Below are 15,039 nucleotides of genomic sequence, written 5' to 3' on the forward strand. Positions count from 1 at the left end.
CGCGAAGCGCCTCCCCCCTGAAAACAACTCACTCATTTTCTCCGCCCAAAATACCCTTCTACCTTCAAATCCACGCCAACCTGCGTTACGCTCAAATCTTGCAGCCCAACCGCATCGCTCATCGCGGACACACCTTCCCCTCCCAAAAAGCCCGGGGCTACGCGTCCTCCAACCAGCTTCGGCGCAATATACAGGACAAGCTTGTCTGCCAGGTCTTGCTGTACGAACGAAGCGTTCACCTCGGCACCGCCTTCCACGAACACTGACGACACCTCGGCCGCACCCAGAATATCCAGCATTTGCGGCAGATTAACCCGATCGCTGTTTGCATCCTGTGTCGGGTATACCTTTACACCCAGCTGTTCTAATTGGCTTCGTTTGGCTTCATCATAAGCACGTCCCGTAAATATCCAGGTAGGTGCTTCTCCATCTGTAATGACACGAGCATCCAATGGAATACGAAGCGTGCTGTCCAGAATGATACGAATCGGATTCCTTCCTTCCGGCAGACGCGTCGTAAGCTGCGGATTATCGTGAATCACGGTCTGCACACCGACCAGGATGCCCACATGCTCATGACGAAGACGATGCACATCCTCCCGTGCCGCCTCAGACGTGATCCATTTGCTTTCCGAGGTCCGGGTGGCAATTTTACCATCCAGCGTCACCGCCGATTTGATCGTAATAAAAGGACGCTTGCTCACAATATATCGGTTAAATACTTCATTCATGCGGATCGATTCCTGCTCACATACGCCGACGATGACCTCGATGCCCGCATCTTTCAAAATCTGTACCCCTCTGCCCGAAACAAGCGGGTTCGGGTCCAGCGCAGCGATCACCACGCGGCGAATGCCAGCCTTCACAATCGCTTCTGCGCACGGGCCTGTCCGTCCGTGGTGGGAGCATGGCTCCAGTGTTACATAAATCGTTGCTCCCCGAGCATGCTCACCCGCCATACGCAAAGCATGAATCTCCGCATGTGGCTCGCCGGGCTTCAAATGAGCGCCAATCCCGACAATACGACCGTTGTTAACAATCACGGATCCGACGAGCGGATTCGGTTCTGTTTGCCCTTTGGCGCTTCTGGCATTTTCCAACGCAAGGTGCATATATTTTTCGTGAGTGGTCTGAGTGCTCATAGAACCTCCCTGAAATCGAAATCCCGCAAATGGCCGGACCGTTCCACTTTAGTATTCAAATACCGTTCATTATATTGCGATACATCGCCCCACAGCGGCATACGCCCCGCTACGTTCATACCCGATTTCTTCAAGGCATCCAGCTTTTTTGGGTTATTTGTAATCAAAGTGACCGGTTTTTGTCTCAGATGACGCAGCACATTAATAGCATCTACATAATTGCGGGTATCATCTTCAAAGCCCAATTGATGGTTGGCTTCGACGGTATCCATGCCCTCTTCCTGCAAAATATATGCCATGGCTTTGCTAAACAAACCGATCCCGCGACCTTCATGATTGGCCAGATAAAACAATGCACCTGTTCCATGCTCCACAATCATTTTCATGGATTGGTGAAGCTGAAATCCGCAATCACAACGCTTGCTGCCAAAAATATCTCCAGTATGGCAAATACTATGCATACGAACAAGTGCATTTTCCGACTGTTGAAGATCGCCATATACCAATACACTTGACTGTTGTCCCTCTGCCAAATTCAGTGTCGACAATCGCTTCACAATCGTGTCAGCGGTCGCGTTCAGCAAGTCCTGGCGATCTGCCTCATCCCGTACAGGCAACCAGCAATACCATTGGAAAACAACGGTTTCCCCTTCCAGATTAACTGGCAGCTTGATCGGTCCTACCAAAATCGTCGAAGATTGCTCTCCACGAATCGTTTGAATCTTATCGTTAAGCAGCGTAGCTACATCTTTTTGGTTCATCTCTTTGCACCATCCTTTATATCACTCTATCTATTTGAAAGCCCTCGGTTATTCAAAGGCTAGTGGTTGATTTACACGATTGGGCTACCTATTTGTGAAAAATGCTCATGAAACGTGGATTCCATCGTCAGTTGCCGTTCCTGAAGCTCGGTCACAGCCTGTCGCCGTCTGTCTTCGAACGCCTTCAAGCCTGCTGCGGTGTATCCTCCCTCCTGACGTAAACGAAGAAGCTCGCTCGCCAGCACATCGGCATCCTTCAAGGCTGCATTCAGGCCAAAAGCTCCGGTAGGTGTCATCGTATGCGCCGCATCTCCAATGAGGACCAGTCCGTTCTGCGTCCACGTCTCACTGCGGCTGCTGAAAATATCCAGCGGCACAAAGTCCTTCCATGAACGGATGTGATCATGCACGCTATGCTCCAAATCCGGGAACGCTTCTGTAAACAGCTGTATGAACGGTTCAAAAGATTGCTTAAACAGCGCCGAAAAGCTGCCCTCCTCCACATTCCAGCCAATTTGGATATAGCCCTCAGCCTGCGAAAATAAAGACAACTGTCGTCCGTTGACCAGCGCCAGGCGTGTCACAGGCTCCCATCCAGCAGGTGCCGTGATTTTCGCCCATAGCAGATCATAGCCGTGCTGGATGTTCGTCACAGGCATCTGTGCCAGCTTGCGCACCGTAGAATAGCGACCGTCTGCTCCAACAATCACAGAGCTGTGAATCGTAATCTCACGGCCACTCTTGTCACGCGCAGTCAGGCCCGTGTAGCCCTGTTCACTGTCACCTTGCAATGCAGTCACTGTCGTGCCAGCCAGGTAACGAAAGGATTCATACGTTGAAGCCTGTTTCAGCAGAGCCTCTAAAAAGCGGGGCTGTGGAATGTGAATCCCCACATTCCCGTCCGGGGAGTCCGGCTTGACCATTTTCATCTGCTGCTGATGCTCCCAATATTCGATTCTCGTTGAGGGAAGAATGTAATCCTCATGAATTTGTTCGAGCAGCTTATGCTTCCCAATCACCTGCTGACCTTCATCATTTAAAATTTCACCGCGGAAAGCCTTTCCCGCCACACTCTGCCGCTCAACCAATATTGTAGAAACACCGTGCTCCGCCAGCAAGCAGGACAATAAAGTCCCTGCCGGTCCCCCGCCAACTACGCACACTTCACATTCCAGCTTCATCTGACTTCCCCCTACATCCAAACCATGACCTCAACGATTAGTCCATACTTTATTAATTAAATCACATTATCATTATAATATTAAAATTTTAAGTATCATATATGAATGTACATATTGAATCTAACGAGTTACTTTATGTAACAAAGTATATTTATATCATACAATTTCGTCAAGTAATAAATTTATACAAAGTAAAATCATTTACTTTTAACAGTGAATCGTTAATAATAGGAGCATGAGGTGATCTTATGAACATTCCGCAAATGTGCCCACGGTTTGAAAAAGCTATGGAGCTACTGAGCAAGCGCTGGACGGTGTTGATCGTATTTCAACTAACTAACGGTCCGCAGCGTTTCGTCGCTATTGAGAATTCAATCCCCAATTTAAGCGGGAAGGTCCTTTCCGATCGCTTGAAGGAGCTTGAGGAAGAAGGAATCATACAACGTATGGTTTATCCTGAGAAGCCGGTCCGGATCGAATACTCCCTTACGGATAAAGGACGCGATTTAGCTCCATTGTTTGACCATATCGGTAGTTGGGCTACCCGCTGGATTGAAGTATGCCATGATAAATAACACGATCTGCTAACATGCCAAAGAACGCCTTTGCCCGGGTACAATTCGTACTCATCCGCAAGGCGTTCTATTTCTTTATGGACATGATAAGTGAAATGTTCCACTTATATATCGCTTATATCGCTGCCGCGCTCCATTTCCTCACGGATGGCTTGCACCCGTTTTTTCCCCCAGTCATACATCATCTCTACAATCGGTAAAATCGTCATCCCCAGCTCGGTCATCGAATACTCCACCTTTGGCGGCACCTCTGGATATACTTCCCGGTGTACAATACCGTCCTCCATCAGCTCCCGCAGCTGGTTGGTCAGCACTTTATGAGACAGCTTCGGAAACAGCCTCTGCAGGTCGCTAAAGCGGTGCGGCCCTTCCACACCCAAATGCCACAGAATAACAACCTTCCACTTCCCGCTTAACACCGACAGCGTCAATTCCTTTTCGCAATTATAGTCTCCGTTGACGATCTTCTCCCGTATTTCTTCTCTTAGCGTATCAGACATATATCGATTAACTCCTTCTAATTCATCATGTTCCTACAGCCCATAGTAACCTGCAGGTAACCTCCTTACTTGAAAGTGCATTCTTCACAGCCTGACGAAACCATCCTACAATAATAGTATCATTTTACATTCAAGGAGGAATCAAGTATGAGTAAAAAAGCTCTTTTTATTATACCCCCAGAGCGCTTTAATGAGGATGAATTGTTTAAACCCAAGGAGGCGCTGGAGCAAGCAGGCGTTACGGTGACGCTGGCGAGCACAAAAACAGGTGAAATCCTCGGTGACTACAACGGTAAAGCGACTGCTGAACTTATTTTCTCAGACGCGGTCCCTGCCGATTATGATGTAGTATCTGTGATCGGTGGTTCAGGAACGAATGACTATCTGTGGAATAACGCAGATCTCCAAGCCCTGCTAAAACAAACTCATGAGCAAAAGATTCTGTTGTCCGGTATCTGTGCGGGTTCCATAGCTGTAGCCCAAACTGGACTGCTCTCCGGCAGAACGGCTGCGTGCTATCCGGTGGACGTACAGAAAGATCAACTCCAATCGCATCAAGCCGAATATGTGGCTCAGCATGTCGTTGTGCATAGCGACATTATTACAGCCGATGGTCCAGATGGCGCTCAGGCGTTTGGCGAAGCTCTCGTTCAAGCCCTGCAATAAATCACAGCCGAAGCTCCCGGCAGTTGTCCTTAAGCTAGCAATACAAAAAGCCGCTTCACGCTCTCGCCTTAGTGAAGCGGTTTCTTTGTGCCGATTTCGTGCCGATGTGTCCAAATGAATTGTCGTATCTGGATTGGCGTGCTAAGTTAAAGAAATCGACGTTTTAGCATAGGAGGCTTCTGCCGTGATTATGAAGGGCAAAATCCATTTACATCAGGTAACGTCCGAATCATTACGACTGGGCGCCTTACTTTCATTAGTAGGGGGCTTTTTGGACACATATACCTTTGTCGGAAGAGACGGCGTATTCGCCAACGCACAGACAGGCAATATCGTACTGCTGGCTGTCAAAATCATTCAGGGACACTGGGTTCAGGCGTTAGTTTATATCCCGCCCCTGATCGCCTTTACGCTGGGTGTTTTTGTTGCTGAAGGGATTAAACGAAAATCGACCCACCGCCTGACTCCAGACTGGACTCGCGCTATTCTTTTACTGGAAATTGCAATTTTCTTCATCGTGGGACTCATTCCGCAGGGGGTTCCCAATACCGTGGTGGTGGTGATCGTCTCATTCGTCACTTCTGTCCAAATGACTTCCTTCCGCAAGCTCATTGATGTGCCATATACCTCAACCGTCAGCACCGGCAACCTTAGATCAGCTTCTGAGGCTTTGTATATTGCCATTACGACCAAGGACACGAACGCTGCCATTCGAGCGATGCGTTACGGTGTTATCCTGGCAGCCTTTTTGGTTGGTGCCTTGCTGGGGGGATTTCTGACTTTGGCTATTGGGGATATTGCCATTTGGGGCGCTGTTGTTGCACTCATTTTTTCTTTTATTTTATTTACGGAAAAAGAAAAGTGGAAGCTGCCCCTGCGTCACTAAGTCTGTAGTATTACATTACCCCTGAACAAACTGCCGCTGGGCCGTTTCAAAAAAACTCAAAAGATCCTCGCGGGATGGGAATGCGGCCTGTGCTGATTGGTTGCTGCCGCCCCCCTTCCCTTGGAATGCGCCCAGATTCTCCTTAAAAAATGCCCCGCAGGCGACCGCCTGTGTGCCGTTATGTGCCAGAATGATTTTGTTGTCTGCTGTCGTCGCTAATAAAACAAGCAAATCATGTTCAGCTGTCAGCTTGGCAGCCATTTGCTGTACTTCCTGAAACGATTTTTGTTCAAACATATGGGCAAGAAAGTGCCCCTGAACAGCAGACAGCAACTCTTTCGCCTGGTACGCAGCATTTTCCTCCTGCAGGAGTTCCATTTGCGCCTTGAGTTGCTTGTGCTCCTGCTCCCACTTTTCAAATCGGGTCAAAATGTCCTTTCGCCCGGTATTAAACTTCGCAGATAACACGTCCAGAATCCGAACACCCTCGTTAAAGTCCTGAAGTGCACGAGCACCGCATTTGAAATGAATTCTCGCCATACCCTTCTGCTTTTCCCATTTCAGACATTTGATCATCCCAATTTCCCCGGTCTGAGCCACATGTGTGCCACCGCAGGCATTATATTCAATGCCTTCAATCTCAACAATGCGAATATTCTCCGTCACCTTGGGCGTTTTCACAAGCGGGATATCCTTTAATTGCTCATGGGTGACAAAATAGCTTTTTATGCTGTGGTTGCTGTAGATTTGGTGATTTACTTCCTGCTCGATTGCCGATAGCTGTGCAGGTGTTATATCCGAACAGTTTACATCAATCGTGGCGTACTCTTGTCCCAAATGAAAGCTTTCTGTACGCGCGCCCAACAGCTCCAGACAAACCGCTGACAGCAAATGCTGCCCGCTATGCTGCTGCATATGATCAAATCTGCGCTCCCAATCCAGTTGGCAGGCTACCTTCACATCTGCTGGCAATTGCTCTACCTGATGCCAAATGTCCCCATCCTCAAGAACAACATCTAATACACGAATGCCCTGAATCGTTCCTGTATCGCACGGCTGACCTCCGCCATGCGGATAAAAGGCCGTTTCCTCGAGCATAACAAAAAATGTTCCTTCTCTTTCCATGCTCTGTGTAATATGAGTGTCCCACTCCGTAAGATTCGGAGCGGTGTAATATAATTTTGTCGTCATTTCAGGTCCCTCACTTTTGGGTATCTTTGTCTCGTGCGATATCCACTTATTATCAAGCACATCATTGTAAATATCAATGTAGTGAATAGCTTGAATTATTGCACGAACAACCTCCATATGGTAAGATACCTGCATGTCGATTAGCAAAATTTAGCTTGAAATTCATTTTTGAGTCGATTAAAGTTAGTCGGCTAACTAATTTATCGACTGGTACACACTGTAAGAAGAAAGGAGAACCTTATGGATTTTGATTTACGGGACTTGCCCATTCGTGATACGCTGCAAGAATTTTCTATGCGTATACCAGAGATTGATGTAAGTGCTGCAGAAGCAATGCTATTTTTTATGCGCGTATCCTCCAGTGTTTTTAAAGTCAGCTCTGAAGGCTTTGAGAAATTCGGTATATCTCACGGGAAATTTTCGATATTAATTCTGCTGTATCGCAACATCCAAACAGGGTTGCTGGCTACAGAGCTTGCAGAGAAAGTAGGGGTTACCAAGCCTACCGTTACCCGTCTGCTTGACCGTTTGGAACGCGATGGGCTTATTATGAGATTCGTTCACCCTTCCGACCGCCGTATGAGCATTGTTAAACTGACTGAACAAGGAACAGAACTGATGGAGAGACTGCTGCCTTTACATTTTACATGCACCTCCACACTGATGAGCCACCTATCCAACGATGAAAAAGAGCTGCTCCTGACATTACTGAAAAAAATAGAAAGCGGCATCCCTCAAGCAAAAGAGATATATAAAGCAGCAAAACCAGAGTAGGCTTTATTTTTCACATTATAGTTAGCCGGCTAACATCTAGATTCTTTTTTTCGTATTATAGTTAGCCAGCTAACATCTTTATAAGAATAAATAAAATGTACATTATCAGGATATTTATTCGAGTCTAGGTTTAATCCATTTTATGAACTTAAGGAGCATATTACCCATGAATCGTACACAAGTCACCAGCCTTATCATCCCTGTCATTTCTATTGCCTGTCTGATCGGCGGGGGTTTCCTGCTTCAGACCAACGGACAAGATCAAGTCAATGCTTCGCGATCCGTTAAAGGCACAACGCTCAATGCTGATAGCATTCATGTATCTTTTGAACAAGTAGGTGGCAAAGTCCTGAACATCCCGGTAACAGAAGAAACGAAGGTGAAAAAGGGAACTGTCCTTATGACTTTGGATTCCAGAGATGTGGATTTGCAAATTGAGCAACTGCGGACACAAATCGCCCAGTTCAATACACAGATCAGCCAACAACAACAATCAATCCAATTAGGGTATACACGGGCAACAACTCAGGAAAAACAGGCACTACTGGATATCGCACAAGCTCAAGTCACTGAGAGCAAAAGTTATGCGGCATTGCAGCGGGCACAAGCAGCTCAGCGTCAGGCCACTGCTGCGGAACAACAGGTCAATAATGGGGCTCGGGATGAAGATGTTCAGCAGCAACGAATTGCCGTAGCTTCTGCTACCAAAAACTTTCAGACTGCTCAGACCAACTACAAACGTAATAAAGCCCTTTATGATGCAGGAAGTGTATCCAAAGCAGCATTGGATGATGCCGAAACCTCATTGACTTTAGCGACAAATCAGTTGAACCAGCAAAAAGAGTCTCTTCAAAAGCTGCTCCATGGTGCCACCGCCGAAGAACGAATGCAAGCCAGCGAACAGACGACACAAGCAGCGGTTGCGGTAAAACAAGCCGAGGAGGAAATCCGTGGTGCCCAATTGGCCATCAATCGTTCCAGGACCCAACTGGAAACCGTTCAGCAGAGCCGTCAACAGTTGGCGGATCAAAAGCTGGCTATCGACCTTTTAAAACAACAAAAAGACACACAGGAAGTTCAGCTTAAAACGTTGCTGCTCAAAAAAGAACGCTTGGTATTAAAGGCACCACAGGATGGCAAGGTTACTTCAATTAGTACAAAAGTCGGCGAAAATGTCGCGCAAGGGGCGCCTGTAATTACTCTGGAAACCAACGATTTATATTACGATCTCTATGTGAATGAGGAACAAGCGGGTAAATTCAAGGCCAACCAAGAGATTAAAACAAGAGTATCTGCTCTCAATAAGGACTTGAAAGGTACTGTACGCTATGTGACCGCTGCGCCGCAATTCGCTAATGTAAAGATGTCCCGTGAAAAAGGTGAGGCAGATACCGCCACATTCCAAGTACGTGTATATGTAACAAGAGAAGCCGCTTTGCTACCAGGCATGACCGTTGAGGTGAATACGAATGAAATCTCTTCGTGACGAATGGACGTATCTGGTTCACTCCAAGTATCCGATCATAGCTATCATCTTCCCGTTGATTGCAGTACTGGCGTATTCACTGTTGCTCCAAAGCAGCCAAATTAACGATGCTAACGTGGTAGTGGTGGATCAAGACAACACAGCCTACAGCCGTGAGCTCATTCAGAAAATAGATGCTTCACCATATATGAACGTAGCTGAGATTGTTTCGTTTACGGACAATCCTGAACAGTATTTTTATCACGAAAAAAATTTGGCTGTTATCTCCTTGCCGCGTGGTTTAAAGGACAATCACAATCGTTCCATTTCCAGCCGCGTAGGTCTCATTCTCGATAACACCAATGCTCAAGGTATTACTTTCATTCGTACAGCTATGCAGGAAATTAGCGTTTCCGAGAATATGGAACTGTCTGTTCCAGCCATATTGAAAACAGGGATGAACTCGGAACAGGCTCAGGGAGCCCTCAATAGTATCGCCTTGGAGGTACGTTCCCTGTTTAACCCAACCAATGATTATCAGAGTTCATCGATACTTTCATTTACTTGTATGTTCTCTTTTATGATACTTAATATTACTAGCTTACCTCTCGTCGCCAGACTAAGGGTTTCCAAGAGACTGGCTGCCGAGCTGCAAAATCCATTCAACATCCTGCTGCGCATTCTTCCATATACGCTGTTTTCGACAGCTGGCTTAATCTTCGCTCTCGGGATACTTAAAGTGTTTGGAGGAGGCCGTTTCGAAGCTAATCCGATCCTTTTCATAATTCCGGTTGTCCTGTATGTATTCGGTACCGTATGTCTCAATGTCCTGGTTGCATGGGGAGCCGCACATCCGGGAGCAGCCGCTGGCAGAATGGCGATAGTGTTCATGCCTGCTTTTGTTCTATCAGGGGGCGCTCTTTCCAGATCACTGTTTCCACCTTTAGCGATACAAATCGGTGATTTCTTTCCTTTCGTATGGATGTTCAAATTCCTCCGCAGCATGGGACTGCGCGGTGCACCTTTGCAGGAGATGCTTCCGGAACTCGGATTTTTGTTACTATATGTCGGTGTACTCTCTATGCTGGTGATCGCCAGAGCTCTATGGGAAAAACAGAAACTGGCCCAGCAGACTGCTGGCACTGCTCCTGAAAAGGGAGTGCTTATGCAAGAGCCTCTAAGGGTTAATGGCTCATCTGTAAAATAAAAAGGTTAAGAGGCGTTCAACGTCCCTTAGCCTTTTTTTACTAGCTTGAGAATGTAACGTAAAAAACTTCCATACCACAAACTTCCTTCAAAAAAGGATACCGCCTTATTCATTCGCCAATTGCAGAATCCAATCTTTTATATCCACAATTCGCAGAGTTTGGGGCCGTGTATTCGTTCCGGAAATAATCAATGGAACAAGGGAGTCTTTTTCATGCAACGATCCATGAGCCCCTCCTCCGATGTGGGTAGGGGAACTTTCACCAACGAGCTCATAGCCGGGCTTGACTGTCACAACAACGTATTTTCCTTCATGAGAATTCATGGCTCCATATAGCCTCGCCAAAACATCTGGATATATTTCATACTTGATCCGGTTGTTATTTATCGTAATATCCACAAGATTCGTTTCGCCCGATAATGTCCATGATTGTCCGTATTCATCGGTGAAGTTTCCACCGGGACGGTAAGAAAAGCTGGCCCCCTCTTTCCCCTTTGTAATACGTATATTATTGTTTTCGTCTTTCATTGCGATGATATCGAGCTTGTCTTCTTTTTGTAAATGCTTTACTACGTCGGATAACTTGACGTTATCATTAATGGCATAAACATAAGCCATTCGTTCATTCGCAGAAATGACGATTTGGTCTTCTTTTCTTACAGATTGATTTAACTGTGCTATGTGGTAATGGTTCAACAGCGGCTTTATATCAACAGTTGCTGCCTGTCGATCATCATAAACCGCACTTTGCCCACTGTCGCCCATGACGATCCATATCGCATTTCTCACAGCCTGCTCCCAAGAACCATATGCGTTAAGCACGGCTTGCAGCGCTTGATCCGCTTTTTCAATTCCCTCCAACTGAGTCGGGCCTTTTCTATGCACCGAATTATCGTTCTCTGGAAAGTATGCGATGGTTACGCTGGGAAGTTTTTTTTGATTGATTAAAAAAGCAGTATCTTGTGCGGAAAACGCGTCGTTCATCCCGAATTTTTTCCACGGGGGAGTATTCAAGCTATTCTTTGGATCCAGCTGTGCAAAAGTTGCATAGGAAAACCATTGGGGGCCCGTTATTCTTAATTGTTCTGGTACACGGCTGCTGTTCGCTATGAAGCGGGGCACTTTTAGAACATGCTCGGTTCTTCCTCTATAAACAATAGCGTTAATTGAGGCAGATGCTTTTCCTTTGTCGGTCAATTCTTCATGAATGGTTTTTGTTTTTTTGTTCAAATGAACTTGATTCAACTGATAGATAGCATCCATAAATACTTGTATTTGATCTATCTTGAAGGCTTCTTTGACACCATTTCCATAGAAAATCATGCGTTTCCTCTGGTCGCTGTACCACACAAGTCCGGGCACATGATGTTGGTCTGCATACGTCCCCGTTAATAATGTACTGTCAATGGTCACGGACATCGTGGGAAATGAACTTACAACCTGCGGGAAGTATTGTCCTTTTTTAATGAGATATTGCATTGCGGGTGCACGGCCTTCCTGTATTGCATCTTGCAATGGCTTATTCATTAAAGAATCAATCAGGATGACTATAACAGGCTTAGCCTTACTATTCACCGGGATATGGGACTTGACGCTTTGTTGATTGAGCTGTTGGCTGGAGTCCGCCCTGCAACCAAAGATCAGTAAAGTTAAACCTAGTACTAGAAAAATGGAAATTCTCTTTTTTCTCATAGGATAATTCCCTTCTTTAAAAACGCCATTTCCTCATTAGACAAAATAAACATACCCCAATCAGAGCAATTTTATGAAAAAAACAGGTTTTACTTGCATGAATGTTTTTCAATCTTATAGGTTAAATTATTTCCCATAACTTAATCTGAAAGATGGTGAATTCCCATTAACATTCCGTTCTCGCCTAGACTTTATCATTGGTTTGTTCGTCCGAAATGGCTTACTAAAAAATATATCCATGATCATGTACATTCCCATTTTACATTCGATGGCCGTACTGTACTGGATTTCGGTTCCGGTACTGGAGCGAATTGCTCCATGTTTGATCCGTTATATTATGTTGGGATTGACCCTGATGCCAAGCGAATTGATTATGCAAAGCGATTGTATACCCACCATACATTTCAGGTCTTGGAAAGCAAAAAATTTCCATTTGATAATAAACGGTTCGATTACATCCTTATTATCGCTGTGTTGCATCATGTTTCTACGGACCAAATTTCAAGTTATATGAAAGAATTCCAAAGAATTCTAAAACCTAACGGGACCATTATCGTTATGGAACCATGTTTAAGCAAGAAAAAACCGCTATGTAATTGGTTTATGAAATGGTACGACAACGGGGAGTATATTCGTAATGAAGAAGAGTATATTCGATTGTTTAGAGAACATAATTATGATTGCAGAGTCATAAAACGATTCCAAAAATGTTTTTTATATCACGAGTTATTTTTTTCAGTAAAACCCAAATCATCAAAGGGAGAGGAATATAACAATGACTACCACAAGCATAAACGGATACTCGACGCATTATATTGATGCTGGAAAAGGAATCGCTCTCCTCTTCATTCACCCTCCGGTACTCACAAGCTTAAATTTTACATACCAAATCCAGGGGCTATCCCCTCATTTTCGAACGATTGCTTTTGACATCAGAGGACACGGTCAGAGTCAGGCTTCCGAACAAACGGTTACTTACCCTCTAATCGTCCAGGATATGAAACAGTTGATGGACCAGATGAGCATAGATAAAGTTTTTTTGTGTGGCTATTCTACCGGAGGCTCGATCGTGCTTGAATTTCTCCTGACTTATCCGGAACGGGCGTGGGGAGGGATCGTGATCAGTGGAATGTCGGAAGTAAACGAATGGCGGCTAAGAAACAAAATTGCTTGGGGCATTGCACTCTCCAAACTCAGAGCAGTCGGTACGATTGCGCTTTCTAATGCTTGGTCGCAAACGAAACAGTTCTCTTTGTTCCGTGAATTATTCAACGATGCAAAACAGGGAAATTCCAGAAATGTCGAACAATATTACCGATACAGCTTGAAGTACAACTGTACCTCGCGGCTTGGGGAAATCCATCTGCCTGTCCTGCTCGTTTATGGGGAAGATGATAAGCTCTTTCATCCTTATGCCAACATATTACACCAACAATTGCCGAAGAGTGAGCTTGTTTTCATTAAAAAAGCCGATCACCGCCTTCCTACGAAGGCCGCCGAACCATTGAACGAGCTGATCAAGCAATTTGTAGACCGATTCAGCCTTTAAGGCGAATCCTACCAGGAAACATATAGATCTACACCCCACTCCTGATACCGTATCTTTGCCTGTATATGACCTCGCATATGGCCTGCTCATCAAAAGAAAAAACAATATATAATATTTTACACAATGTATTTATACAAATTATGCTAAAGTCATATATAGTTTAGATAGGATAGATATGTATTGTTCGGCTTCTAAAACTGAAGGGGTGTAAAAATGAAATGCTAAAGCGTATTCAAAATCTTTTCATTATCCCTAACTACCCACTATTCATGATCTGTATGTTATTGCAAGGCATGGCTATATCGATCAGCGCACCTTTTTTGGCTGTATATTTTACAACTACACTTGGCGTATCGGTTGGAACCTTTGGTGTTTTTACGGCTGTGACCTTGATTTGTGGTATATGGATAAGCTCTCTGATTGCCAAGCGTTCTGATACGGGATTGGATCGCAAACAAATTTTGGTTATTTGTACGTTGTTTAATGCGATAGCATTCGCAGGATATCTTGTCATTCAAAATTTTTATGTGCTTTTTGTATATATGACTGTCTTCACAGCCATGGGGGCACCTGGAATGCCGCAGTTATTTGCCAGTGCACGCGAAGCGGTAGATCGCAGTCAATCGGCTGATCATGCCTTTGCCAATTCAACACTTCGTTCTATGTTTTCTCTTGGCTTTATCACGGGGCCGCTCCTCGGTTCTTTTCTGATTGCACATACTGGTTTTAAAGGTATTTTTGCAGGAACGATTGCTATTTTTATAATGATCGCTATTCTTCTATTCTGTTTTATTCAGCAATCCCCGGCTCGGCTCAAAAGCAAGGACCAGCTTTCACTTCATCACATTACATTGCATAAAAATATTGAAATTCTGATCCCCTTTTCAGTTCTTGCTCTGCTCTACACGTCCCACTGGATGAATAATTTGAATATTTCCTTGTTCATCATTCACAATTTAAAAGGGGACACGAGTGATGTCGCTCTAGTATCCAGTATTTGCGCAATATTAGAAATCCCCTTGATGCTCATGCTGGGCGTACTAGCAGCTAAATACTCCAATCGTTTGCTTGTATTTTCAGGGGCTTTAACAGGGGTGATCTATTATCTCCTTGTCCTGATGTCTACAGAGATGTGGCAGCTATTCGTGGGGCAGCTCCTTCTAGCCTTCTTTGTGGCAGTGATTTCGGCCATTGGCATCAGCTACATGCAAGATTTGTTGCCATCTCTTCCTGGATACGCCTCGACACTGTATTCCAATGCGACAACCATCGGAAGACTGGCGGGGAGCTTGATGGGCGGATTGACCGCTCAATGGATGGGTTATCGAAACTCTTATTGGGTATGCTTGGCCCTGGTAGTCTGCTGTCTTGGTCTGCTGGCGATTTCAAAAAAATTAGAGTTTGGTCAGTCGGATGCTCTACAAGAAAGAAATCACAGTCTATAAGCGTG

At 45.3% G+C, this 15,039-nt stretch carries 15 protein-coding genes; 9 read left to right on the forward strand and 6 right to left on the reverse strand.

The window, feature by feature from the left end; all coding sequences use genetic code 11:
* Positions 1-32: 32 nt before the first annotated feature.
* The 3 genes from ribD to WG8_RS21005 all read right to left on the reverse strand — a co-directional run bounded on the left by ribD (position 33) and on the right by WG8_RS21005 (position 3,084).
* Positions 33-1,142 (reverse strand): bifunctional diaminohydroxyphosphoribosylaminopyrimidine deaminase/5-amino-6-(5-phosphoribosylamino)uracil reductase RibD, encoded by a 1,110-nt coding sequence (ribD, locus tag WG8_RS20995; RefSeq protein WP_007432263.1) that lies wholly within the window; start codon positions 1,140-1,142, stop codon positions 33-35.
* Positions 1,139-1,903 (reverse strand): GTP cyclohydrolase II, encoded by a 765-nt coding sequence (locus WG8_RS21000; RefSeq protein ID WP_007432264.1) that lies wholly within the window; start codon positions 1,901-1,903, stop codon positions 1,139-1,141. Before WG8_RS21000 ends, ribD begins: the two co-directional genes overlap by 4 nt.
* A 71-nt stretch (positions 1,904-1,974) precedes the next feature.
* Entirely contained in the window at positions 1,975-3,084 is a 1,110-nt protein-coding gene (locus tag WG8_RS21005) for an FAD-dependent monooxygenase (protein ID WP_007432265.1), read from the reverse strand.
* Between the two features lie 248 nt (positions 3,085-3,332).
* On the opposite strand from WG8_RS21005, the gene WG8_RS21010 reads away from it, so the two are divergent.
* Positions 3,333-3,659, forward strand: a complete 327-nt coding sequence (locus WG8_RS21010) for a winged helix-turn-helix transcriptional regulator (RefSeq protein WP_007432266.1) — start codon at positions 3,333-3,335, stop codon at positions 3,657-3,659.
* A gap of 104 nt (positions 3,660-3,763) precedes the next feature.
* On the opposite strand, the gene WG8_RS21015 is transcribed toward WG8_RS21010, so the two are convergent.
* Complete coding sequence (locus tag WG8_RS21015; RefSeq protein WP_007432267.1) at positions 3,764-4,159, reverse strand: winged helix-turn-helix transcriptional regulator; 396 nt, start codon at positions 4,157-4,159, stop codon at positions 3,764-3,766.
* Between the two features lie 147 nt (positions 4,160-4,306).
* Between WG8_RS21015 and WG8_RS21020 the strand changes: the two genes are divergently transcribed.
* Both WG8_RS21020 and WG8_RS21025 read left to right on the forward strand, forming a co-directional pair.
* Complete coding sequence (locus tag WG8_RS21020) at positions 4,307-4,825, forward strand: DJ-1/PfpI family protein (protein ID WP_007432268.1); 519 nt, start codon at positions 4,307-4,309, stop codon at positions 4,823-4,825.
* 184 nt (positions 4,826-5,009) lie between these two features.
* Positions 5,010-5,711, forward strand: coding sequence for a YoaK family protein (locus WG8_RS21025; protein WP_007432269.1), 702 nt, complete (start codon positions 5,010-5,012; stop codon positions 5,709-5,711).
* A gap of 15 nt (positions 5,712-5,726) precedes the next feature.
* Here the strand turns inward: WG8_RS21025 and WG8_RS21030 are convergent, their stop codons facing one another.
* Positions 5,727-6,902 (reverse strand): alanyl-tRNA editing protein, encoded by a 1,176-nt coding sequence (locus WG8_RS21030; RefSeq protein ID WP_043891312.1) that lies wholly within the window; start codon positions 6,900-6,902, stop codon positions 5,727-5,729.
* A 240-nt stretch (positions 6,903-7,142) separates the two neighbouring features.
* On the opposite strand from WG8_RS21030, the gene WG8_RS21035 reads away from it, so the two are divergent.
* From WG8_RS21035 to WG8_RS21045, 3 genes are all read left to right on the forward strand, one after another.
* Positions 7,143-7,676, forward strand: a complete 534-nt coding sequence (locus WG8_RS21035) for a MarR family transcriptional regulator (protein WP_007432271.1) — start codon at positions 7,143-7,145, stop codon at positions 7,674-7,676.
* Between the two features lie 166 nt (positions 7,677-7,842).
* On the forward strand, positions 7,843-9,162 hold the full coding sequence (locus tag WG8_RS21040; protein WP_007432272.1) for an HlyD family secretion protein: 1,320 nt from the start codon (positions 7,843-7,845) through the stop codon (positions 9,160-9,162).
* Positions 9,146-10,348, forward strand: coding sequence for an ABC transporter permease (locus WG8_RS21045; RefSeq protein ID WP_007432273.1), 1,203 nt, complete (start codon positions 9,146-9,148; stop codon positions 10,346-10,348). Before WG8_RS21040 ends, WG8_RS21045 begins: the two co-directional genes overlap by 17 nt.
* A 105-nt stretch (positions 10,349-10,453) precedes the next feature.
* On the opposite strand, the gene WG8_RS21050 is transcribed toward WG8_RS21045, so the two are convergent.
* Positions 10,454-12,040 carry an alkaline phosphatase family protein gene (locus WG8_RS21050; protein ID WP_007432274.1) on the reverse strand — a complete coding sequence of 529 codons (1,587 nt, stop codon included), beginning with the start codon at positions 12,038-12,040 and terminating at the stop codon, positions 10,454-10,456.
* Positions 12,041-12,274: 234 nt separating this feature from the next.
* On the opposite strand from WG8_RS21050, the gene WG8_RS21055 reads away from it, so the two are divergent.
* The 3 genes from WG8_RS21055 to WG8_RS21065 all read left to right on the forward strand — a co-directional run bounded on the left by WG8_RS21055 (position 12,275) and on the right by WG8_RS21065 (position 15,034).
* Positions 12,275-12,859, forward strand: coding sequence for a class I SAM-dependent methyltransferase (locus WG8_RS21055; RefSeq protein WP_083837605.1), 585 nt, complete (start codon positions 12,275-12,277; stop codon positions 12,857-12,859).
* On the forward strand, positions 12,816-13,589 hold the full coding sequence (locus WG8_RS21060; RefSeq protein ID WP_007432275.1) for an alpha/beta fold hydrolase: 774 nt from the start codon (positions 12,816-12,818) through the stop codon (positions 13,587-13,589). The genes WG8_RS21055 and WG8_RS21060 overlap by 44 nt, the downstream gene beginning before the upstream one ends.
* Before the next feature lie 218 nt (positions 13,590-13,807).
* Entirely contained in the window at positions 13,808-15,034 is a 1,227-nt protein-coding gene (locus tag WG8_RS21065; protein WP_007432276.1) for a sugar efflux transporter, read from the forward strand.
* The last annotated feature ends 5 nt before the right edge of the window (positions 15,035-15,039 follow it).

The organism is Paenibacillus sp. Aloe-11, assembly GCF_000245715.1.
Classification (GTDB): domain Bacteria; phylum Bacillota; class Bacilli; order Paenibacillales; family Paenibacillaceae; genus Paenibacillus; species Paenibacillus kribbensis.